Annotated in this window: 25 protein-coding genes; 14 read left to right on the forward strand and 11 right to left on the reverse strand. The window is 34.4% G+C overall.

Annotated features, from left to right (window positions below):
- Positions 1-191: 191 nt before the first annotated feature.
- A complete protein-coding gene (locus NEF87_RS19295; RefSeq protein WP_371803111.1) occupies positions 192-602 on the forward strand; it encodes a hypothetical protein in 411 nt (136 codons plus the stop codon).
- 34 nt (positions 603-636) lie between these two features.
- On the opposite strand, the gene NEF87_RS19300 is transcribed toward NEF87_RS19295, so the two are convergent.
- Positions 637-1,581, reverse strand: a complete 945-nt coding sequence (locus NEF87_RS19300; protein ID WP_457917112.1) for a hypothetical protein — start codon at positions 1,579-1,581, stop codon at positions 637-639.
- 150 nt (positions 1,582-1,731) lie between these two features.
- On the opposite strand from NEF87_RS19300, the gene NEF87_RS19305 reads away from it, so the two are divergent.
- Positions 1,732-2,970, forward strand: a complete 1,239-nt coding sequence (locus tag NEF87_RS19305; RefSeq protein WP_457917113.1) for an MFS transporter — start codon at positions 1,732-1,734, stop codon at positions 2,968-2,970.
- Between the two features lies 1 nt (position 2,971).
- Here the strand turns inward: NEF87_RS19305 and NEF87_RS19310 are convergent, their stop codons facing one another.
- Positions 2,972-3,583 (reverse strand): hypothetical protein, encoded by a 612-nt coding sequence (locus NEF87_RS19310; RefSeq protein WP_457917114.1) that lies wholly within the window; start codon positions 3,581-3,583, stop codon positions 2,972-2,974.
- Between the two features lie 134 nt (positions 3,584-3,717).
- Here NEF87_RS19310 and NEF87_RS19315 point away from each other — a divergent pair, with 134 nt between their 5' ends.
- The 4 genes from NEF87_RS19315 to NEF87_RS19330 all read left to right on the forward strand — a co-directional run bounded on the left by NEF87_RS19315 (position 3,718) and on the right by NEF87_RS19330 (position 7,487).
- Entirely contained in the window at positions 3,718-4,884 is a 1,167-nt protein-coding gene (locus NEF87_RS19315; RefSeq protein WP_457917115.1) for a Kelch repeat-containing protein, read from the forward strand.
- Between the two features lie 86 nt (positions 4,885-4,970).
- On the forward strand, positions 4,971-5,828 hold the full coding sequence (locus tag NEF87_RS19320; RefSeq protein WP_457917116.1) for a PhzF family phenazine biosynthesis protein: 858 nt from the start codon (positions 4,971-4,973) through the stop codon (positions 5,826-5,828).
- A gap of 99 nt (positions 5,829-5,927) precedes the next feature.
- Positions 5,928-6,851, forward strand: coding sequence for a PhzF family phenazine biosynthesis protein (locus NEF87_RS19325; protein ID WP_457917117.1), 924 nt, complete (start codon positions 5,928-5,930; stop codon positions 6,849-6,851).
- A gap of 27 nt (positions 6,852-6,878) precedes the next feature.
- Positions 6,879-7,487, forward strand: a complete 609-nt coding sequence (locus tag NEF87_RS19330) for a gamma carbonic anhydrase family protein (RefSeq protein WP_457917118.1) — start codon at positions 6,879-6,881, stop codon at positions 7,485-7,487.
- 31 nt (positions 7,488-7,518) lie between these two features.
- Here the strand turns inward: NEF87_RS19330 and NEF87_RS19335 are convergent, their stop codons facing one another.
- The 4 genes from NEF87_RS19335 to NEF87_RS19350 form a co-directional block, all read right to left on the reverse strand.
- Entirely contained in the window at positions 7,519-7,908 is a 390-nt protein-coding gene (locus tag NEF87_RS19335; protein WP_457917119.1) for a hypothetical protein, read from the reverse strand.
- Positions 7,905-8,381: a fluoride efflux transporter FluC gene (locus NEF87_RS19340; RefSeq protein ID WP_457917120.1), complete on the reverse strand. Its 477-nt coding sequence runs from the start codon at positions 8,379-8,381 to the stop codon at positions 7,905-7,907. Before NEF87_RS19340 ends, NEF87_RS19335 begins: the two co-directional genes overlap by 4 nt.
- Before the next feature lie 21 nt (positions 8,382-8,402).
- Positions 8,403-8,723, reverse strand: a complete 321-nt coding sequence (locus NEF87_RS19345; protein ID WP_371803122.1) for a hypothetical protein — start codon at positions 8,721-8,723, stop codon at positions 8,403-8,405.
- A 94-nt stretch (positions 8,724-8,817) separates the two neighbouring features.
- Positions 8,818-10,035 carry a DUF401 family protein gene (locus NEF87_RS19350; RefSeq protein ID WP_457917121.1) on the reverse strand — a complete coding sequence of 406 codons (1,218 nt, stop codon included), beginning with the start codon at positions 10,033-10,035 and terminating at the stop codon, positions 8,818-8,820.
- A 141-nt stretch (positions 10,036-10,176) separates the two neighbouring features.
- On the opposite strand from NEF87_RS19350, the gene NEF87_RS19355 reads away from it, so the two are divergent.
- The 5 genes from NEF87_RS19355 (at position 10,177) to NEF87_RS19375 (ending at position 14,445) form a co-directional block, all read left to right on the forward strand.
- The gene (locus NEF87_RS19355; protein WP_457917122.1) at positions 10,177-10,896 is read left to right on the forward strand and encodes an MBL fold metallo-hydrolase; all 720 of its coding nucleotides are present in this window, start codon (positions 10,177-10,179) and stop codon (positions 10,894-10,896) included.
- A gap of 64 nt (positions 10,897-10,960) precedes the next feature.
- On the forward strand, positions 10,961-11,356 hold the full coding sequence (locus tag NEF87_RS19360; protein WP_457917123.1) for a hypothetical protein: 396 nt from the start codon (positions 10,961-10,963) through the stop codon (positions 11,354-11,356).
- Between the two features lie 111 nt (positions 11,357-11,467).
- The gene (locus NEF87_RS19365) at positions 11,468-11,641 is read left to right on the forward strand and encodes a hypothetical protein (RefSeq protein ID WP_371803126.1); all 174 of its coding nucleotides are present in this window, start codon (positions 11,468-11,470) and stop codon (positions 11,639-11,641) included.
- A gap of 129 nt (positions 11,642-11,770) precedes the next feature.
- Positions 11,771-13,138, forward strand: a complete 1,368-nt coding sequence (locus NEF87_RS19370; RefSeq protein ID WP_457917124.1) for an MFS transporter — start codon at positions 11,771-11,773, stop codon at positions 13,136-13,138.
- 14 nt (positions 13,139-13,152) lie between these two features.
- Positions 13,153-14,445, forward strand: coding sequence for a neutral/alkaline non-lysosomal ceramidase N-terminal domain-containing protein (locus NEF87_RS19375; protein WP_457917125.1), 1,293 nt, complete (start codon positions 13,153-13,155; stop codon positions 14,443-14,445).
- Positions 14,446-14,464: 19 nt separating this feature from the next.
- Here NEF87_RS19375 and NEF87_RS19380 read toward each other — a convergent pair whose 3' ends face one another.
- Positions 14,465-15,544 (reverse strand): GyrI-like domain-containing protein, encoded by a 1,080-nt coding sequence (locus NEF87_RS19380; RefSeq protein WP_457917126.1) that lies wholly within the window; start codon positions 15,542-15,544, stop codon positions 14,465-14,467.
- A gap of 284 nt (positions 15,545-15,828) precedes the next feature.
- Here NEF87_RS19380 and NEF87_RS19385 point away from each other — a divergent pair, with 284 nt between their 5' ends.
- The gene (locus tag NEF87_RS19385) at positions 15,829-16,320 is read left to right on the forward strand and encodes a pyridoxamine 5'-phosphate oxidase family protein (RefSeq protein WP_457917127.1); all 492 of its coding nucleotides are present in this window, start codon (positions 15,829-15,831) and stop codon (positions 16,318-16,320) included.
- A gap of 9 nt (positions 16,321-16,329) precedes the next feature.
- Here NEF87_RS19385 and mtnA read toward each other — a convergent pair whose 3' ends face one another.
- Positions 16,330-17,367 carry an S-methyl-5-thioribose-1-phosphate isomerase gene (gene mtnA, locus NEF87_RS19390; protein ID WP_457917128.1) on the reverse strand — a complete coding sequence of 346 codons (1,038 nt, stop codon included), beginning with the start codon at positions 17,365-17,367 and terminating at the stop codon, positions 16,330-16,332.
- 53 nt (positions 17,368-17,420) lie between these two features.
- Between mtnA and pgi the strand changes: the two genes are divergently transcribed.
- Both pgi and NEF87_RS19400 read left to right on the forward strand, forming a co-directional pair.
- Positions 17,421-19,040, forward strand: coding sequence for a glucose-6-phosphate isomerase (gene pgi / locus NEF87_RS19395; protein WP_457917129.1), 1,620 nt, complete (start codon positions 17,421-17,423; stop codon positions 19,038-19,040).
- 299 nt (positions 19,041-19,339) lie between these two features.
- Positions 19,340-19,714: a hypothetical protein gene (locus NEF87_RS19400; protein ID WP_457917130.1), complete on the forward strand. Its 375-nt coding sequence runs from the start codon at positions 19,340-19,342 to the stop codon at positions 19,712-19,714.
- A 3-nt stretch (positions 19,715-19,717) separates the two neighbouring features.
- Here the strand turns inward: NEF87_RS19400 and NEF87_RS19405 are convergent, their stop codons facing one another.
- From NEF87_RS19405 to NEF87_RS19415, 3 genes are all read right to left on the reverse strand, one after another.
- A complete protein-coding gene (locus NEF87_RS19405; protein WP_457917131.1) occupies positions 19,718-20,950 on the reverse strand; it encodes a PCI domain-containing protein in 1,233 nt (410 codons plus the stop codon).
- Positions 20,925-21,947, reverse strand: a complete 1,023-nt coding sequence (locus NEF87_RS19410; RefSeq protein WP_457917132.1) for an ATP-binding protein — start codon at positions 21,945-21,947, stop codon at positions 20,925-20,927. The genes NEF87_RS19405 and NEF87_RS19410 overlap by 26 nt, the downstream gene beginning before the upstream one ends.
- Positions 21,948-22,029: 82 nt before the next feature.
- The gene (locus NEF87_RS19415; protein WP_457917133.1) at positions 22,030-23,007 is read right to left on the reverse strand and encodes a DUF4886 domain-containing protein; all 978 of its coding nucleotides are present in this window, start codon (positions 23,005-23,007) and stop codon (positions 22,030-22,032) included.
- Between the last annotated feature and the right edge of the window lie 120 nt (positions 23,008-23,127).

Below are 23,127 nucleotides of genomic sequence, written 5' to 3' on the forward strand. Positions count from 1 at the left end.
AATTTGACTAAAGACCAATAATTTAAATATCTATCTGGATAATTGGATTCATTCTTATTGCAAATAATTGTCTTGATAATGACAAAAATCATACTAAAAAAGATTCTTTATTCTTGAAAAGGAATGAATGTTGTACGTAACCACAAAAAAACAAGATTAATTAAGACATCACATCTTATCCATATTAACAAATGATCAAAGGTTTGCAAATCTGTGATTCGAAGGGATTTCCAATTTATACTCGAACCGCAAATAATTTTACTGGGATTAATGGGACATTAATGAGTGGTTTAATTTCTGCCATCGGTGTCATGGGAAAAGAGTTGTTTAAACAAAATATTGCAAATATCACATTTGGGGAAGGTAGTAATACTTCCTATCTCACGATTATTAGAAAAGAACTGTTTAAAGAAAATAAATCCATTGATTTTGTATATTTTTCGGAGCAGAAGTGTGATTTAGCATCATTAAATAATATTTCCACAACAATTTTTATAGATTCAAAACGAGATTTAATTGATTCTTCAAAAGTTAGGGATGATTTAAAGCCTCGCATTAATAAAATTATTGATTTGAACTTTCTTGAGATATTTCAAGATTAATTTTATTGGAATGTTCGCTTTTCTGCAAAAAGAGTCAAGAATTCGGGTTTCCACTGTTATTTTTAAGATATTTTAAAATTCTTTTATCTTTTTCATATCTTTTTAATTGTTTTCGTTCGTTTTTATAAATTGAAATCATTTTCTTAATGGAATTATCCATTAAAACAGCTTGGTCAACATTGAGTTTTATGCTTTTATCATATTTTTGATCTACCTTCAAAACCCAAGCATTAATTTTATCTATTTCTTTTCGAATTTTTTTTGATAAATAACTTCGAGCATTCTTCGCATGAAAGGCTTCCAAGGTTTCCAAATAAGGAATCCATTCACGAATGTACATCCGAATTGTATTAAACCATCCTTTATCTTCAAAATCTACTAAATTATATTCTATTGCAAGGCGATATTCATCAAACAACTTTAATTCTTGAAAATTGGTTAATCGTTTGTTAAACGAAAGGATTTTTTCTTTAGTCGCTTGATTCCTGAAATTTTTAATGATTTTTTCTTGTGATGGACTAAATTTTCGAATAATTCGAGGTTTGGAAAAAAAATTGGATTTATTTAAGTAGTGTTCAAATTCATTTGCTGGAATGTCCTTAACACTATCTAAAAACTCTTTTTGAATTTGATCGATCTGGCGATAAAATTGATTCTTGGCTCCTATGCCATAATCGTTCTTTTTGGATTTAAAATTTCCTTGTTGAGCAACAAAATTGGTCCAGTTGGCCTCTAATTCCTCAATTTGTTCAGAAATTTTGTTTTCAGTATCCTTCACGAGTTTGATAAATTTATCCATATATAAAAATCGTGGATCTTGCTGGATTTCGGAACAAAGATTTGAAAAATCTGAGAAATATTCGAGAGCGATGTCATAATGTCCCAATACTATTAAATCATTTGTAGTATTTTGGAAAGTCTGAAAATTCTCATTAAAATAGGATATAACTTTTTTTTCAAGTTTTTCTTGAGTTCCCATTAATATCATTTTCTCTATAGAAGAGAAAAATTTTTTGGTTTTAAATAATTTAAAAAAATATTCTGAGAGTTTTGGAAATCAAATCTTGAAAATTTTTGGTTTTTTTTTATAATGCGTGAGATGTCCCTATCTTTCTAATTTGTGATAAGTATGAGTGATATAAAAAAAGAACATTCTTCACTTTCTGATAAATCTTCAAACTTCCGATTAACACCACAACATATGATAATTTATCTCATTATGTTTACCGAAATCATAGGATTTGCTATTGTATATCCAATTCTCCCATACATCGGTTTTGATTTGGGGCTAAATGAACTTGAAATTGGGTTTATTGGCAGTATTTTTAGTTTTTGTCAACTTTTTGCAAGTCCTATTACGGGAAAACTAAGTGATCGATTCGGAAGACGACCATTATTAATTTTTTCTCAAATTAGCACACTTATGGGTTTTGTTTTACTCGGTTTTGCAGGAAAAATTTGGATTCTTGTCACAGCTCGAATCATTGATGGACTTTTTGGAAGTAATATGACTGTGTGTCAAGCCGCATTGAGTGATATTACTGCTCATGAGAATCGGACTACTGTATATAGTTATTCCAGTGGAATATTTGGTGCAGGATTGATTGTGGGTCCATTGATAGGGGGGCTTCTATCTACCATAAATTATTCTGTACCTATGTTTGTTGCCGCTGGGATTTCTTTTCTGTCAATTATTTTAGTTATTTTCTTTATTCCTGAAACAAATAATTCCCAAACCACTACTTTGTCTATTAAGTTTAACGAAATCTTGCCCATCAAAGAAACAAAGAAATATATTAAGGATAATCGCACGAGAAAGACTCTCTTCCTTTTTTTCCTCTATTCCTTCTCCTTTATGCTTTTCATCAACAATTTTACCTTGTATGTAGAAAATAAGTATCAAGTTGGCCCCGATATTGCGTCCTATTACCGTACCTGGATTGGCATCTTACGTGTCATTCTTCAACTATTTCTAATGAAATCTCTCTTGAAAAAAATGGGTGAAACTAAGGGTTTTTTAACCGGTGCGATAAGCTTACTTATTTGCATGGTGGGTTTGATCTTTTCTTGGAATTATTTCATTGCTTTTATTCCTATGATCTTCCTGGCCTATGGGACTGGGATGGCTCGTCCAATTTTAACTAGTCGCCTAACAAAAAGTGTGAAACAATCAGAATCTGCGACTATTTTGGGTATTAGCAATGCATTAAATAGTTTGGGGCAAATACTCACTCCAATTATCGGAGGTGCTGTTTTACTCCATTTAAATCCCAATTTTTTACCTTTATTGAGCGCTATTGGGTTTATTTTTACCATATATATGAGTACAGCGAGAAACGGGGAAAAAAACGAAAAAACATTGCTTTAATTTACTTTTTTACATCTTTCATAAATAGATAACCTGCGAGACTAAAGCAAATTTGTCCAAGAGTGTTGGTTAATTCAGCAACCCATTGGATAGCCATACTTAAATCTGTGCTACCCAAACCTGCCATCAAAAAAATAATAATGACGTTTCCAATGAGAAGATACGCGCTTTTTTTATTCTTGTTCTGGAAAGCATAATACACCAATAATCCATTGGTTCCCAAACAGGTGAGGGTTTGAATTGCCATGAATGGAACTTTCCATAATGCCATGGCGGTTAAAGGGATAGTTGGTTTACTTATCAATTTTTCTCTCTCTTGTCGAATAAAAAACAAAGTTCCGATAAAAAGACATGTAAATCCAATGGATTGCACAACAAATAAACTATCTGTCAAAAAAGCGATACTAGTTTCAGTTAAAGCCATATTAAGCTTCCAAATTGCTTTGAATAGACCCCCCAAGAAAACAAAAAATCCCCCCCCAATCCATAATAATCGACTTCGAGTATATCCTTGGGTTTTAAAGAATTCTTGAAAGAAAAAGACTCCCAAAGGAAACAAAAATGTTGGAATAAAGTCAACTAAGGCTATTGCAATGGAATATTCTTCTGCCATATCTAATCTTTTCCTTGTTCACATAATTAAAATTAATGTTTCTTGGAAAGCTAAAAATAGTACCAGCATGGATGGGGTGTAATTGACATTTTAAAGGAATGTTTGCAAGATTTTATAATATCGAGGAATAGTAAATGAATATTATAAAAAAAAAAACATTAGTATACGGGGTTACTTTCATCTTATTAGCGAACATTTTTTATTCCAGTGGAAGCTTAAATCCACTAGCAAGTGCAGATTCTAATTCTGAGTCCAAAATTTCTCCTTCCGCGCGTTATGGGCATCGCATGGTTTTCATTCCAAATAAATCCGAAGTATTTATGTTTGGGGGAGAAGTTGCTTACCAATCTTCAACTCTGTTGAATCAATCTTGGAAATATTCTACGATCTCAAATAACTGGAAATATATTGTGTCTGATAAATCGCCGTGTGCTCGAATGTCTCATGGGATGGTTTATATTGTCCGGAGTAATTCCATTTTGCTTTTTGGTGGAATGAATGTAATTGATGTAAGTCGAATGAATGATATGTGGGAATTCAATCTCGAAACTGAAAAGTGGGAAGAATTAGTACTTGCTGTTTCTCCTTCTCCAAGAAGTGATATGTCTATGTATTATGATGATTCCCTCAACAAAGTATTTTTATTTGGCGGTTATTCTCCATATGGTTCTAAATTATCTGATATGTGGGAATTTGATATTCGAAATCAAACTTGGTCTGAAGTCAATTGTTCCTTAAAACCTCGAGCAAGATATGGGCATCAAATGGTTTACAACTCTCATTCTCATGAAGGTATTTTATTTGGAGGGAATAATGCAGGTATGATGAATGATCTATGGGCTTTTAATGGCTCTACTTTAACTTGGTCTGAATTAATAAATACAAATCCACCTCCTGTACGCTACTGGAATTGCTTGACCTATATGCCATCAAGTAATTCCATTCTTGTATATGGCGGGCGAAATGACAATTTTGACGGAGATTCATTATCTGATTCTTGGAAATATAGTTTTGTAACAAAATCTTGGAGTGAATTATTATTAAACACCAATCCATCTCAACGTATGTTTAGTTTTATGGTCACAGATCCGAATACATCAAATGTTTATTTATATGGAGGGGTTAAAAATTATAACGAAGAAAGCTTGGATGATTTTTGGGTGTTCTTAGCCCAAACCAATCAATGGAATGAAATTACATCAAATGTCGTTTATTGGATTATAGGTGGAACTATTTTCCTTGGTTGTGGAATCTTTGTGTGTTATTTTTTGTGGAGAAAGAAACAACAACTCAAAAAATAATAGGTGAACCATACTATATCCCTTGTTTTCCTCTCAATCGGAAAGATATTTAGTTATGGTTCTTTTTTATACTTGGTGTTTTTTTAATGATAGATTTTTACATCGTAGATGTTTTCGCCCAACAGAAATTTACGGGAAATCAAGTTGCAGTGTTAAAAAGCGATTCTCCCCTTGCGAATGAGGAAATGCTAAAAATTGCTAAAGAGATGAAATTTATTCAATCTTGCTTTCTCATAAAAAATAATGATTCTTATCAGGTTCGTATTTTTATGCCTAAACTCGAAATCCCATTTTCTGGAGATCCTGTATTAGCTTCAGCTTTTATTATCAATCAGATAATTAATGAAGCTCCAAAAGAATCAATACTCATAAAATTACAAAAAGGGGATGTTGAAATCCAACATCAAGATGATACATATTGGATGGAAAGCCCTCAACCTATTTTTGGCCGGATTTTTGATAAAATTTTACTTTCCCGCGTATTAAGCATAGAACCAGAAGATATATGTGATAATCCTCCAATTCAACAAGTATCAATCGGTGTTCCATATATTATAGTTCCTATAAAAAATATGAAAACATTGAGGGAGATATCTATTAATAAAGAAAGATATGAATGGTTAACCCAACGAACTAAAGCAAGTTGCGTACTTGCCTACTGTAATGAATCTATTGATGAAGGAAATGATTACCACATTCGTGTTTTTGCGGATGCTCTTGGAATTCCCGAAGATCCTGCATCTGGAAGTGGGGTTGGGAGTTTGGCGGCCTATTTATCTCGCTATATCTCTTCTGCAGAAGAAGGCTTTCAAATTCGGGTTGAGCAAGGGTATGAAATTGGTCGTCCATCCTTAATCAAAGCGAAAATCCATCAATTGACCGAATTTTTACAGATTGCTATTGGTGGAAAAGTGAAACTAACTTCCCAAGGAAAAATTCTTTAGACTTCATTTTTTTCATAAAAAAGTATGAAGTAGTTTTAAGTAGTTTCCGATCAATTTGAAACTACTTGAAAAGTTATTCAAAAAAATCTATTCAAGAAGGTGTTATCAATTTCTCGTTTAAAATATCATATTGTTGATGTATTTGCTCAAGAAAAGTTTACTGGGAATCAAGTCGTCGTCGTTGAGTGCGATCATCGCCTCTCGGTTGAGCACATGCAACGAATTGCTTGTGAAATGAATTTTCCAGAAACAAGTTTCATTTATACTGAAGTTCAAAATAATGGAGGATATGATGTTCGCATTTTCACACCTACTCGTGAAGTCTCCTTTTCGGGTCATCCTACTTTAGGAACTGCTTTTGTTATAAATCACTTCTTGAACCCAGGAATTCAAAAAGAAATTCGCTTAAATCTCACGAGTGGAACTGTTGTTATAAATGCTGAAAATCTTGGTGGAAAGAATTCTAACGATATTATCTCGAAAAGCAAGCCTATCTTAACTTCAGGTCAGAAAAAACCTGAATTTGGTCATATTTTTGAACCAGTTCTTCTATCACGTGTGTTAGGTTTAGATATGGAAGAAATGGATCAAAGTTCTCCCATTCAAGCTGTGACCATCGGGATTGGATTCGTTATTGTCCCTGTTAAAAGTTTGAAGATTCTTAAGCGTGTAAAAATAAACATTGAACGATACAACTGGCTTATTAGTCGTACCGATGCTAAAAGCATTCTCGTTTTCTGTCGAGAAACAGAGAATCCAATGAATCATGTTCATGTTCGGGTTTTTTCTGATTTTTATGGAATCCCCGAGGATACGGCCACAGGTAGTGGTAATGGTGCTTTAGCGGCTTATTTGGCAAAATATCAGTGTTTTGGAAGTTCTTCAGTTAACATTAGAGTTGAACAGGGGTATGAAGTTGGACGACCTTCGTTAATTTTGGCCCAAGCTACTGTAGAAGGTGAGGACATTGAAGTTTCAATTGGCGGAAGAGTTGTTTTAATCGCTCAAGGTGAAATTCTTTAGTTTTTCATTTTTTTTTTCTTTACTCAAATGTCTTTTTGGCGTACCATTGGAACTTTTAAATCATCCAGAATTCGTCTTCCTATGATTTTTCCGTCACCAATTACTGGAAAATCTCCACAAATCTCAAAGAAAGCTTTTATTGCTGAAAATGCAACGATCATTGGAGATGTTATAATTGAAGCTGGGGCTAATATTTGGTATGGGGCTGTTTTACGCGGTGATGAGTGCACAATACGCGTAGGAAAAAATACTTCTATTCAAGAGAATGTCACTTTGCATTCTCAACCTGGAACAGAATGTATTGTCAGAGATAATATTGTTGTGGGTCATCATGCTATGATTCATGGGCCTTGTGATATCGGAAGTGGTTCTCTGATTGGAATAAATGCTGTTGTTCTTCAAGGAACTACGGTGGGTAAAGGTGCGATCGTAGCCGCCAGTGCTACTGCTCGAAAAGAGATTCCTTCATTAACTTTAGTTATGGGGACACCTGCAAAACCCAAGCGTGAATTGGGTGAAGATCATCTCCAAAATGCGATACAAGCTGCAACGGATTACGTCGAACGCGGTCTCAAATTTATTGAGGCTGGTCGGAGTCAGAAAGGGTCTGAACATTATTTTAAAGAGAATCTTTAATTTTTTTTAAAAAATTGGATTATTCTGTTTGTTATTGGCTACCAATTTGCAACCCTATTATGAGGCATAAGATATCAATCAGAATTTCACCAATCAATCTCACAACTTGGACTATTTTTTGATTTTTGGAATAATTTTTTCGAATTAGGTAGTTTGAGAAAAGAATATAGCTTGAACCTATGGATCCGATTAACCCTACACAAATATATTGAAACAAGAATGTATCGTCTTCTAATTTCTCGATAAAAATACCTAAAATTAAAGCTGCTATCGCATTTATTATAATAATTCCCCAAGGAATATGGTATCGAGAATTAATTTTTAAATTAAAGCGAAGTAACAGCTTCGTGAGCCAAGAATTAAGATTAACACCGATAAAACCGGCGAGTCCAATATAAATAATTTGTTCGAAGGTGCTCATCGTTCCCCCTCCCATGGTATTTCGCGAGAATCTGATCTTTTTGTTAGATCTGGCTTTGTGGGTGAAATTTTTCTGCCTATCGATCCTCCTATTTCATAGAGTATCGTATTTACCATCAAGCAAAGCACAATTATTATGCATGCTGTAAAAACATGCCCTGATATGAATAATGAATAGAGATCGAAGACAAACCAATTAAAAACAGTAAATCCACTTATAAATCCATGTCGAAAACCTCTCAGTATATTTGTAAACCTTCCTTTCGTACAATAAAGAATGTTTAAACTAAGACCTGCCAAAAAGGCTCCAACGACATTTACGATTATTGATCCCCAATAAGTTTGATTAGAATAATTTGTTTCTATCCTTAACCAGACTAAATAACGTAAAATTGCCCCCATCGCTCCTCCGAGACCACGAAAGATTATTATTAAGAAGCCAGAAAATATTTTAATTTGTTGATTTGATTTCATTAGAATCATTAAATTCGAAATTTATTTCTGTTGAATTGGAAGCCAAAAATTACAGATGGCACAACGACGAACTTTGACAAGTTTTTCTGGACCACAACGAATAGTATGAAATTTGAGATCGCCTGCACACCGAGGGCAAACTTTTTCAAAATCCTTCTCGATTTTATCAAGTATCTGTTCGGCTTCTTTCTGTTTAGTCACTCGTTTTTTCTTTGTTTTTGTTGTTTCAGTCGTTTTTGGTTTCTTTACCCATCGACCTCGAGAATCTCTTTGCAGATTCTTCCAATGTCCTTTTGTGGAATTATTTTTAGTATTTACTGATTTTTTTTTAGTTGGGGACATGATAATGGTTCGCCGATTGAGTGATGATATTAAAAAAATGTGTCTATTGTTAATATTCCCTTGATGCCTTTAAATTTCTTCTTCTATAAATTTCCTAGAAAAAATTGACAACATGATATACCACTAGGACGATAAGAAGGTTAACAAATGTCGGTGTAGCAATTCTCCAAAAAGTTTGTTTATAATCGGCTTTGAAATAGTTGATGGTGTAGGCTAGACATGGGTGGATGGGACTCATAAGATATCCCAAAAAAGTTGTCAAGTAGATCAAAGTAAAATTAAAATAGGACATTGCGAGCACTGCATATTGAAAAAGATAAATTGGTATTAAGAACGAAAGAGATAATTGGACGCGACCCGTTGAAAAGCCAAAGAAAAACCCTAACAGTAGAAATATTGTGAAATTCATATTCAAACTGCCAATAACCTCTGGTACCCCTGAATTGGTAAAAATATCTAAGAAGAAATAAATTACAATGATGAGAAGTGGAAATCGCCAGACTTTCATCCTTCTAATTGCTGAATTAAGTCTATTTGGTGCCAAATTTGCAAATTTTAAGGCCAGTAAAACACTGAAACATAACCCGACAAAGAGAAAAATTTCAGGGTATGCGAAGGTTATACCTTTTGGCTCTAGAAGAGTCAAAATCGATCGACCCAAAAAATCAAAGATTGGAGCAATAAGGATTGGTAAGATATGGTGAACGACTACTTTAAGATCGCGACTGTGACGCTCGGAATTCTCCAATGTATTTCGAATAAGGAAGATGTATCCTATTAAAAACATAATGATAAATGGTATAACTAGATATGCAAGAGTATTATATAGTTTTAAACCAGCAATCTCAGTGCAAACAATGAGAGTGGTGGATAAGGGATAAATAAGAATAAGTAAATGTCTATACCAGACATTAATCGCAATTTTACGCGAGATATCTGATGAATCAGTGTCGATTTGTTCAATTAAAGGTGCTGACATTAGCGCCCCTCCTGCGACCGGTAATAGTCCAAAGATTGCAGGTGAGATCATCATGGCATTTTTCTTTGAAATATCCATTTTCTGGATCAATTCCACCATCAAACCAGATTCTTCCATAATGGCTCCTAAAATTGGCAACAGTCCAACGGATGCTGCTAAGATTAATACATTGAGATTTGTGATTATACTTGCAAACGAAATCCAAATATTTACTTCAGAAAGTAATCCAAAAGCAATGGATCCGATGGTTAAAGTAAAAACGAGTTCCTTTTTTGAAAATATCATGAGAAATGTGATTACAAGAAGGAAACTAATCCATGAGGGAATTAACACAAGGAAATGAAGTAATACTTATTTAAAAATAGTTCATATTTTTGCAAATTCTCACACTTCCACTAAAAGGTCGGTACTTCGCATACTCACTTAAGCAAAAAAAAAAATTTTAAGTCTCAATTGATATGATCATTATTATCAATGGATTCAATACCTAAAATCACTATATTATATGAGAATAACCCGCATCCTAAAAATTCCGTTTTAGAAAATGGACACGGATTTGCTGCTCTAATTAAATTCGAAGGAAAGACGATTTTGTTTGACGCAGGATGGAATGGAAGTGCTTTGTTACGGAATTGTGAAACCCTAGGTATTTCTTTAAAATCCCTTGATGCCATCTTTTTATCCCATGCCCATTGGGATCACATTGGTGGAATGCCTCAGGTTTTGGAAGTTGCAGATAATCCTATTATTTATTATCCCGATGTGTTTTCAAAGGTACAACCGAAAGAATGGGCAATAATGGTTCTTACTCCGAATATTCACCGCATTAAATCTTTTGAAACCTTAAACGATCTCTCCTCAAATATTGCAACAACCGGCTGTATTGCTGTTCATGATTATTTAGGGGAACAAGCGATACTTCTTCGATATAATGATGTTAAAGATGGGATTCTTATTGTTGGATGTCTGCATCCTGGATTAAAGCCTTTTCTTGAAGCAGCGGCATCATTTTGTAATGTAACTCACGTCATTGGAGGTATTCACGGGTTTAATGATGTTGAGTTTCTCAATAGTTCGTCTATTCGCCATTTGCATGTTGGTCATTGCACACAATACTCCCAATTATTTGAAAATCTTCCGAATATCACTCTTTCTCAGTTATATGTTGGAAAAAAGATAAAAATTGATAAATAAAATGTCATGATGTTATTATCATTTTTGTCATTATTTTTATAAGGATTGACAAAAAAGGACATATATGGAAAAAAAAAAATATTATCAAAGAATGTTTTTCGTTGGAGCTTGTTGGAATTGTGGCGTATCACTTCCATTGTTTGTCATTTCCCTATTTACAACGGCACTATTCCCAATTTTTGGATTAGAAGATCCTAATAACATGATATTTTTGCACGCTTCCCTTCTCTTTATTGCTACCTTCGGAATTGGATATTATATTGTGGGGTGTGATATCACCAAAAATCACGGTCTTGTTCTGATAGGAATCATTGGAAAATCGTGTTATTTCTTAGTGACTTTGATTTATTTGATTTTAGGGGATATAAATTGGCTTATGTTTTTAACTGGGCTGATTGATCTTATTTTTATCGGCTTATTTGCGGATTTTCTCTTGAATCATCAAAAACTTCAAAAATAGGTCTGTTTTTCGCTTTTTTTAACTTTGTAATTACCAATTTTGTTTTTTCCAAAATAGATATCCGATGTATTTTTAGGGGAAAAAAATCAAGTCTAATGTAGTGATATCATAATGTCCTCAAGAACGTTTCAATGTCCTAAATGTAACAATGCTGATCGTCGCAAATTAAAAGAGATTGAAGATAAAGAAAAACCAGCCCTCTATTATTCCATGCAAGGCACCCCAGTATTTCCCAAAAAGATCCATTGCGGCGCTTGTGGGCATGAATGGCCGAAAACAGGTTAAATTTTTTGTACTTTTTTTAAAAATCACTTTTTAATTCCCACTATTGAGAAATATTTGACTTTATGGTCAATTTTAATGAAAGGAGTATGCTTTGGAAGCTTAAAATGTAGATAACTCTAAGTAAATATCATGGCGAAGAATCCAAAATTAAGTCGAGCGATGAGCTTGACTATAGTGTTATTTTTCTTTATTTTGTTATTTAGCTATGCGGATCAAAATTTGTTAGGTCCATTTTTGAACCCACACCTTCAGACCTTTTTCGGAAGCATTGAAGATGCTTTAGTTCCTAAAATGAGTATAATTTCATCCGTTTTCGTATTTCTTTCTGGAGTATCAATGGTGGCATGTGCTATCTTGGCTGATAAAACTTCTCGCAAATGGATTTGCTTTGGGGGGACGATGATTTATGCCTTATTTTCGATTTCGACCGTACTGATTCCCGATGGAGAAGTTGGATATTTGCTTTTTTTCATCACACGAGCGCTTAATGGTATTGGAATTGGGGCTATAGTTCCAACTATATTTAGTATGGTTGGGGATACCGCCCAACCTGAAAAACGAACGGCTGCATTTGCTTATATTAATGTTGCGATGATTATGGGGCAGTTAGTGGGAATGTTACTCGGTGGGATGATGGGGGACATTTGGCGTATAGCCTATCTGATCACAGGAACTTTCAGTTTATTACTTGCTTTCGGATTGTTGGGAATAAAGGAGCCAAAAAGAGGGGCAGCAGAGACGGAATTGCGTGGAATAGAGGGTGCTGAATATAATTTTAGTTTAAAGAAAGAGGATTTTAAAAAAATTTGGTCCAATAAATCCAATTTTTGGCTGATTACCAATTTTATCGATTGCATCCCTTCAGGAATTGCTTTTTTCTTAATTTTCAAGTATTTAGAAGATACCCGGAATATGGATCCTGAGATGATAACAATGGTAGTTCTGATTGCTTTCATTTTTGGAATAGGAGGAGCATTAGTTTTTGGATTCTTGGGAGATCGCCTATTCAAAAAGGATCGAAGGGCTAAGGTTTTAATTGCGTTGATCTGTAATGCTTTTCCGATATTATTCTTTATAATTTTTCTTTTATCGGATTACAATCTGCCTGACGGGGCTTCAATGGGAGAGGCCCTGTCAATTCCGGCGTTTGTGCTTGCCGTTGGAAGCTTAATTCTTTTAATGTTTGTGAATCAGGGAGTAGGGCCGAATTGGCATTCTACTTTAACTGATGTGAATCTCCCTGAACATCGGGCAACAATGATCAGTTTGGCGTCTTTTATGGATTTAATTGGGCATACGGTCGGTCCATTAATTGCTGGGTTTATGACCGCCCAATTTGGTTTACAAGCGGCCATGTGGGCGGCCGTGTTTTTCTGGGGGTTAAACGTGGTTCTTTGGCTTCCGATATTTTTCTATATAGAAAAAGATTTGGATAACATTCATTCTGTCCTGGAAGGAAGGGCTAAAATGATGATGGAAAAAAAAGAGAATGAGTAAGGGGAGAAAAAAACATGCTTGAAGTAGGTTTTTCACGTGTAACCATTACTCCTCCCTTGGGGACTCCATTGGGGGGGTATGAAAACAGAAAAAAAAATGCAATGGGGATTCATGATGAAGTCTCCGCCCGATGTATGCTGATTAAAGAATCTGGGACCAATACTCTAATTGCGTTAATTGTGTGTGATCTATTATGGATTACCGAAGAGTTTGCCCTGGAAATCGGACAAATTGCGGAAAAAATGACTCGAGGAGTCGTGAAAAAAGAAAATGTTATTCTCCATGCCATTCATACCCATTCCAGTCAACGGATCATGGGAGGCTTAGAATTTTTTTATAAGAAAGTTTCAAAACCCCATAATGTCGATAAGGGTTGGTATATAAAGCACGGGGTTCCATATCTTAAACGTGTGATTGCCAGTTCTGTATATGGAGCGCTGTATGATTTACAACCTACTCTTATTAAAGCCAATATTTCTTCAACTGAAGTGGGTCATAATCGGCGATATAATGATCCTGCCTCACAAGTGGTAGATCGGGATTTATTAGCCATGGTTTTTTTAAAAGAAGATGGTGAGATCAAAGGTGAAAACGTGCGCGGGATTTTTTATAATTTGGCAAATCATTGTGTTGCCTTGGGAGAAGAAAATTATTTAATTTCGCAAGATTGGCCCTACTATGCTCATCGAGTCTTGAAATCGACCTATCAACTTCCCTGGAATTCACAGATCATTTTTGGACAAAGTACAGCGGGGAATGTGAATCCTTGGAATTGCATTTTTGATCAAGAGGTACGGAAACGCCATGAAGCTGAAAAAGTCGGATTGCAAACTGCTGCGGATGTGATTCGCACTTTACGCCCTGAAGATTTAAAAACAATTTCGAGTGTTCAAGATGAAGAATCGGTGCTCAAATTAATTTCGAAGAAAATACGGGTTGAAATCACAGATCCTGCCAAAATTGGCCTCTTTCATGGTTTCAACTTAACATCCATGGGATATATTATTGAAGGAACTAAGCACTATTTAGAACTACCCTTATCAATAATTCAAATCAATGATATCATAATTGCTTGCGTTCCAGGAGAACCCTTTAGTGAATTTGGCGTAGCGATAAAAAAGGAGATTCGAGGCAGGAACGAAAATTTCTTCCCAATTGTACTCGAACTCACGATGGGAGCTTCTGGATATATCATACCTCGGGACTCCTACAATAAAACTAAGGGCTATGAAGAATCCTTAGCGGTTTCGTCGGAAACGGGGTACTTAATCGTTGAAGCGATAAAAGAAATGCTTCGGAAGTTATGACTTTAGTTTTGATTTTTACTTAAGTCTTCTTTTTTTGAATTGGAATGTAAAGATCTAATTCTGAATATTCCGAATCTCGTCGAAATCGCTGATCATACCATTCAATAATTACTCCAAATGGGGTTTTTTCATACAGTGGCTTATCTGGGTGCCATTGTTCATTTATATAATCATAAGTTTGTTGGAGGTTGGCCATTGTCCCAACGTGAGTAAACACAGCATATTTTTGTTTAGGGATTGTTTCACTAATCATTCCTTTAGGTATTTTCTCAACGGTGGCAATTTCATTCCCAACAACATAACGATTTTTCCCTACTTTCATGAGTTCTTCAGTCTCTATGTAAATTCCTAATCCATGGGATTGATCTCGATTCGGGATAAGGGGAGCGAATTGCTGAAATTTTGCCCATACTTCACCTGGATTTCGGTCTTCAACTGTATCAATATCTTCAATTCCAATAATTTGGAACTCGTCTTTTTCGACAACAGTAGGGCCTCGTATGCAAGTTTTAGGTCCAAGAAGTTTTTGAGTACAACGATATTGCTCTCCAATTTTATAGCATCTTCCTAAAATGTGACTCTCTGCTGTATTTCGATACAAATTCTCAAATCCGGATAAAAAAATCGGATTGACTTTCAGGAGATCAAATTTTTTTGTTCTGCTTTCCTCTTCATTGGCGTATACTTGACTTATTTCCCCAAAAAGTGCGATATCTTGGGCAAATTCTTTTGTGTCTAATAATTTGCACTCACATGTTATTGGACATTCCTCTATCATTGGTGCGGTCTCTAAGTCTCCATAAAAGGTCGTAAATATTTTTGACTTATCATGCGATTTTCCAGAAACTAATCCACAATAGTCGGTTTCGATCACATTTTCTGCAGAAGGGATGTTGATGCTAAAAGTTCGATTCTTTTTAATACCTATTAAGGAATAATGGCTTTTATTCAAACTCACCATAAGTATTGGAGGCTTCATATTTACTGCACCAACACATCCGACTGTAAGAAAGTTTGGTTTTCCATTTACCATTGCACCAACTAATACTATTGGAACTACTGGTAAAGGTTGAAATCTTCCTATTTTTCTTTTGTTCACTGATTTTCACCTTGAAATTTATTTAAAAATGGAAATGAATAAAATTGGGAAATATAAACCCGATCTATCTTCCCTAATATGTTACTTGTCCTTGTACTATAAGAATATTTTCTTTTAAAATAATTCTGAGTAATTAAATTGCTGTTATCCTTGCTAAGTAATATTTAATTTTATTGAAACTTGATTTGGGTAAATAATGAATAATTTAAATTAGCTGATGCACATGCTACCATTTATCTTTTTTTTATGATCAACTTCAAAAAGCTGATTTTGTTTATTATGTCATGGCTTATCATATGCATCGGAAGGATAAAGAAATCACAGATGAATCAGAGTTATATCAAATTATTGATAGAGGCAAATTTTTGACTCTCGCATTGGCTAAAGAGAACCAACCTTATCTCGTATCGTTAAACTATGGCTTTGATAGGGAAAACAATTGTTTTTTAGTTCATTGTGCCAAAAGAGGAAAGAAAATTGAATTCCTACAATCAAATTCGCATGTTTGGGGCCAAATTGTCGAAGATAATGGATATCTTGAGGGGGAATGTGATCACGCTTTTACTACTTTACATTTTGAAGGAAAATTTGAATTTCAAGAAGATATCGAAATCAAACGCAAAGCCCTTATCATGATGATTGAGAGATTTGAATCCGATCCTGAACCTATAAAAAAACGCAACATTAAAGAAAAAATGCTTCAAAATGTGATGATCGGGAAAATTAAGATAAAAAATATGTTTGGGAAGCAATCCCCTGCGAAAAAAAGAAACTAAGTAAATATTTTATTGATATTTTTTTACTAATTCTTCTGGGGTAAAGACTCCATCTTCCGTAATTATTGCGGTAATTAATTCCATTGGAGTTCCATCAAAAGCGTAATTAATACATTCGACACCTTCAGGTACAATTGGCGTTTTAATGCGACCCATTATCTGTCCGACTTCGAACTGGCCATCACGTTGTTCAATAATCACATCTTTTTCTGTCTCATTCATGGATAGAGTACTTCGAGGTGCTACCACATACATTGGGATATTATGATATTTCGCAGCCATGGCTACCATATATGTGCCAATTTTATTAAACACTGTATCACGAACAATCCGATCTGCACCCACAATTACTTTTTGAATTTTTCCGAGGCGCATCATTAAACCTGCTGCATTATCGGATTCGACTTTGACGGGGATTTTATCGTATTGAAGTTCCCATGCGGTTAATCGGGCACCTTGTAAACGGGGGCGTGTTTCATCGGCTATTACTTGAATCTTTTTTCCTTCTTCCTCAATAGCCCATCGAATTGGTGCTAAAGCCGTACCATAGAGAACAGTGGCTAAAGACCCCGCATTACAATGAGTCAAGACAGTATCACCTTCTTCCAATAAACTCGCCCCGTGCATTCCCATCTTTCGATTGGTGTCAATATCTTCTTGCCACATCGTTTGAGCTTCTTTTATGATAATCTCGGAAATTTTGACAACATCTTGTCCTGATCTCTGAATCAATTTTTGAATGCGATCCACTGCCCAAAACAGATTAACTGCCGTCGGACGTGTTGCTGTTATTATTTTTGCTGCATGATTCATTTGCTGGACAAAATCGTTATATGGAAGCTTTTGAAATTCAATTGTTGCCAAAGCCATTCCCATCGCGGCTGCGACTCCAATAGCTGGGGCCCCACGGATATTCATCACTTTTATCGAAGTTGCGACTTCTTGGAAGGTAGTAAATTCTAAAAAAACTAATTTTCCAGGTAACTGGGTTTGATCAATCATTTTTACGATATTTTTTTCTGCAATCCATTCAATTGAGGGAATCATAAGAGTGACAATCTTCTTTTGTTAAAAGAACTTACTTACATTGTAGAAAAAAAATGAGATCAAAACTTACCGAAATGCCCGAATGGCACAACTTGCAAGCACATTTTGCTCAGATAAAAGATATACATTTGAAAGAGTTATTTCAAAAAGATCCTGAGAGAGCGAGTGCATTTACTATTACCGATGAAGATATCTATTTTGATTATTCAAAAAATAGAATAACTAAAGAAACAATGGATTTGTTGATGCACTTAGCTGAGAAATGCAATCTCAAAATGGAAATTGAACGCATGTTTACAGGGGAAAAAATTAATGTGACGGAAGATCGTCCGGTTTTGCATGTTGCGCTGCGCAATACTGCTTCAACTCCGATCTTTGTGGATGGGCAAGATGTAATGCCCGCTGTGAATGCTGTTTTGAATAAAATGTATGATTTTGCAGATCGAATTCGTTCTGGAGAGTGGAAGGGTCATACTGGAAAGCAAATAAAGAATATTATTAATATTGGAATTGGGGGTTCGGATTTAGGTCCTCATATGATTTATGAAGCACTCAAACCTTATTCTTCCCGAAAAATGCGATTTTTCTTTGTTTCAAATGTTGATGGGACTCATATCGCAGAAGTATTCAACCAAATAGATCCAGAAGAAAGTTTATTCATTATTGCTTCGAAAACTTTTACAACCCAGGAGACAATGACCAATGCGCGTTCTGCAAAAAATTGGTTACTTTCCTCTCTGCATGATCCAAGCGCTGTTGCGAAACATTTTGTTGCTTTATCTACGAATTCTAAGGGTGTTCAAGACTTTGGAATTGATCCTATAAATATGTTTGAATTTTGGGATTGGGTTGGGGGAAGATATTCGGTTACCTCAGCGATTGGTTTATCCGTACTCTTAGCGATCGGGAAGGAAAATCACCATGAATTATTGAAGGGTTTTCACGCCATGGATCAACACTTTCGTTCGGCTCCTTTCCAGCAAAATATTCCCGTGATCATGGCGTTGTTAGGTATTTGGTATAATAATTTCTTTGAAGCTGAAACTCAAGCCATTTTACCCTATGATCAATATATGCATTTGTTTGCGACTTATTTTCAGCAGGGGGATATGGAATCGAATGGAAAATACATCACAAAATCAGGAGAACGCGTTAATTATCAGACTGGACCGATAATTTGGGGTGAACCTGGAACTAATGGCCAACATGCGTTCTACCAATTAATTCATCAAGGTACAAAACTGATTCCTTGTGATTTCATTGGGTTTGCGCAATCTCATAACCCCCTAGGGGATCACCATATCAAATTGATGTCCAACTTCTTTGCTCAACCGGAAGCTCTGGCTTTTGGTAAGTCTACTATGGAATTACGTAGGGAAGGTGTTCCTGAATCGATTTTACCTCATAAGGTATTTGAAGGAAATCGACCCTCCACCTCTATCTTGGCTCAAAAATTAACTCCACAGGTATTAGGGAAACTTATCGCGATGTACGAGCATAAAATCTTTGTGCAAGGGGTGATTTGGGACATTTATTCTTTTGATCAATGGGGAGTGCAATTAGGAAAAGTTCTCGCAAATAAGATCATTCCGGAGTTAATATCATCTGAAGATTTACAACATGATTCATCTACAAGTGCTTTGATAAAATATTTTCGGTTAAATTCCAAGTGATTTAAGCTATGTTGGAAGAGCCACTGATGTTTTTTTTTTCATTTTTGTAATAAAACGATTTGTATTTTCCCAAATACAAGAGAAATGAGAAATTTTCTAAGAAAAATTGGATTTTATTCCAACATGTGAACTATATACAATATGTTCCACGATTGATCTTAGATCTGAAGAAACAAATAATCGATGGTTGAAAATCAACCATAACATCGTAGTTTATTTAATCTTCGGCTAACATATTAAATTATACAATTTTATGGATAGCGACTTATATTTAAAGAAATCGACAAAAAGGGTACACTATGGACGAAACACAAATCAAGCTCCTCACTATGCGGCAGTTTCTCTTTCTCAATTGGCTTTATCATCGAAAAAAATTCAAGTATCCATGTGATCTTTCTTACACCGATATTGATTGCTTCAATTGTCTAAATCACAATAAAATTTGTGACCAAGGATGTATGCCTGCGAGTTATTTCTATAAGAAAATCAATCGTCAATATTTTGATTGTAAACGCGTTTTAGATTCATTAAAAGAATTGAATTTGATTGAAGAAAAAACTCATCCTGGAAAGGATTTTCACCTATTTTATGAAATTACCACAGATGGGCAAGATTTTTATGAAAATTTTGAAGCCTATTACAATCTATCATGTCGTTTCAACAATCAACACTAAATTTTATTCTGTTTTTTTAGAATTGGAATCTGTTTCCCAATCATGAAAATTTTGCATTAAATTATCAATTTCTTGCTGAAAGTGTTGAAATTCAATACCTTTTGTGTTTGGATCAAATTTTGCGTGAATAATTTTATCGGAAATAAATTTCTTTACAATTTTCTCAATTTTTTCTTCAGACAGGCTTGTTTTTTGCATTAGTTCGGAAATATGAATTCGAGTAATGTGGAGCTGTGCAAAAGTAAGTAATTCAGAAAGAATTATTTGTTCATTCCTTACATTCTGTTCTAGGTCATGGATTTTGTCGGAAATATGAGAAAATTTCCAATTTGATGCTAATGTGGTGATTTTTTGCAGTAAATGATAACTTGTATTATATTCTGCGATCCGAAGTAAATTTGTGATTTGAATAATAGTATCAGAAATAGTACTTAGCGCTTTTCGCCGTTCATCTTTTAATTTACGAGTTATGCTTAAATATTCATAGTTTATATGGTTAAAAAGTTCCATAGAAAGATCTAATTTATCAATAAACTTTTGCCTATCCTTTAATTGGGTTATTGCATGATCAAATTCTTTCCTTTTGATTAAATCCTTTATTTGATTTAAATCTTCTACCAATTCAATGTACGTTTGGCAAACCATTAATCGCTGTTCAATTTCATCCATATTCTTTAAAAAACGTAATTGAGATAGGGTTAGGGTTATTATTGATTTTGCTTCTTGAAATTTACCATCCTCAATCAATCGATTAATTTTGCCAAACTGAGTTTGAATTGATTTTTCAGAAACTTTGTTATTGATTGTTGAGATTTCAACAGGATAATTTTGATTTTTATTCCTTTTTTCCATAAAGGAATGAATTTTTCCATTATTGGATATATTCGAGATTGCTTTGTGAATTGAAGTCTCTTGTTCTTGGAGAGTTGATTTTCGATCTTGATCTTTGCCATTTTGAATTTTGGTAAAAAAGTCGATTAACGTGTGATAATAAATCTCCTTGTATTGAAACTCAGTATTTTTCGATAAAATGGCTGTTTTTAGTATATCCAAGATGCTTTGTGGAAATTTTATTAAATAATTGCGAAATTTTCTTATAAAAAATGCAGGGGATACTGAAATATTGCAGGAAAGTGTTCCTCGTAAAATAGTCACTGTTCCTATTCCTACTACATTGAATGTTGTCATGAAAATCTTCCTTCCTTTATTGCTATTTATAATCGTTAAAGATTTCATTAAAATATGTCTCCAATATTTCAGGAGATATTGATTCATCAAATCTTTTCACTCGATGATTAAATACTAGATTGGATGCTTCCCAAAGATCTTCTTTGGAGATTTCTGTTCGTTGTTTAAATGCAGCATGGGCTCTTGCACATCTAATAAATGTAATATCTGCTCTTTGTGAATATAAGCCTAGTTTTAAAATTAATATTGCGACTTGAGCGTATAATTCCTCAGGAATGATAACCTCTGCGATTTTTTTTTTAGCACTTTGAATTTGTTGTTTCAATTTTTCTTGGGGGATTGAGTACTTTTGGATAAATTTTTCTGGTTGATCCTCAAATTCCAAAACGCGAATAGATATTTCTGCACGAAGTTGCGGATCGGTGGGGGCTTTTATTTGAACTTCTAAGCCTAGACGATCGGAAATTTGAGGTCGTAACTCCCCTTCCTCTGGGTTCATAGAACCAACCAAAATAAATGCAGATGGATGTTCTAAAGAAACACCTTCACGTTCAATAATATTAATTCGTGAAGCTGATACATCAAGGAGAATGTCCACAAGATGATCCGGGAGCAAGTTAATTTCATCGACATACAAAATACCTCGGTTCGCCTTGGCTAGTAATCCAGGTTGGATGGCTCGTTTCCCTTCACGGATTATTTTTTCTATATCTAATGAGCCTATTACCATCTCTTCAGTGGCACCCAAGGGAAGATTCACAAGATTGATTGGTTTTCTTAATTTTTGTGGGTTTTGGTCTCTACAAAAATCACACCAATTATCGGAAGGATCATCAGTCAAATTGCATTGAAATTGACAGCCCTTATGAACTTCTATTTCTGGTAATATATCGATCATAGATCGAACCGCAGTACTCTTTCCTGTTCCCTGTTGCCCTGTAAGTAAAACGCCTCCTATTTTTGGATCGATGATATTTAGGATTAGCGCTTTTTTCATTTGTTCTTGACCACAAATTGCTGTAAAAGGAAAATTGTAGTATTTCATTTTTTGAACCAGTAATTGCTTTATATCACAATAATATAAAATGGAGTGAAAAAAGAAGTTGATCCTTGATTTTTTTTGAAAGTTATTGATTCTTTTCTTCCAATTTTTTTAATAACTTTAATTTTCTTCTCGATTGGAGAATGATAATTGATAAGCTGGAGCTAGCAAGTACCATTATAATAAAAATATTCATTCCGTTAATTGATTTCCCTGCAGTTGAGTCGTTAATTTGATTCCAATTTCCTTTTATTTCTGAAATACTGCCATTTAAATTCATAAAACTTAAATTTTCTATAACTGTACGCGAAGCAACATCTTGTAAGTACATCGCGTCTTCTTCTTCCAATTCATCATGAAATGAATTACCTGTACAATTTTCTTGAAAAATCGATGAGTAAATTACACAATTCATCAAATATGTGCCATTCAATGATGGGTGATTCCAATCACTTAGATGTAAATAGTGAAGCGGATGGTTTTTTTCATTAATTGCGGTATTCCATGCAATTCCAACAGGGGCAGTAGTAAATCCAATTTTCCCAGAAAGTTTAATTGTTTGACTATTTATTTTAAGTTGCATTTCTTCATAATTATCATCCCAACCCGCTTTCCAAGTCATTCCATCTTCAAATGCCCAAGGTAAACAAAATATTATTCTCGTGGATGGATTATTAAGCAGTATTTTTTCTCTCAATATACTTAATGCTTCATCAACTGGTTTATTTGTATAATTTTGGGGATAGGCCGTTAGTGCTCCAATTCCTTGTAAAATTACGATATTCCATTTTTTTTCTTTTATTTTGGTTGCGGTGGATTCGCTGAATGCATGATCATATAAGTATGTTCCCAAAGGATCAATTGTGCTAATTGAAACATTTTTTCCCGCCTCTTTTGCGAAGTTATCAAATAATCTAGGCAGATTATTATACGCGAAATAGCTACTTCCGATAAAAAGGATTTTTATAGGCTCATTTTCTTGGGAACTTGCAGTATTTATTGTTGGAGCTAATAAAATAAATTGAATAAAAAAGAATATGACTATTTTTTTTCCTGATAGCATTTTTCAAATAACCCTTTAGAATGATTAATTATGTAATGCTTGAGTTCTTTTAAGGAATAATGTTCAAATAAAGGATTTTGTTCAATAAAAAATGAATAATTCCAGTCTAGATTTTTATGT

Source organism: Candidatus Lokiarchaeum ossiferum (assembly GCA_025839675.1).
In the GTDB taxonomy this organism is placed as follows: Archaea; Asgardarchaeota; Lokiarchaeia; order Sigyniarchaeales; family Promethearchaeaceae; genus Lokiarchaeum; species Lokiarchaeum ossiferum.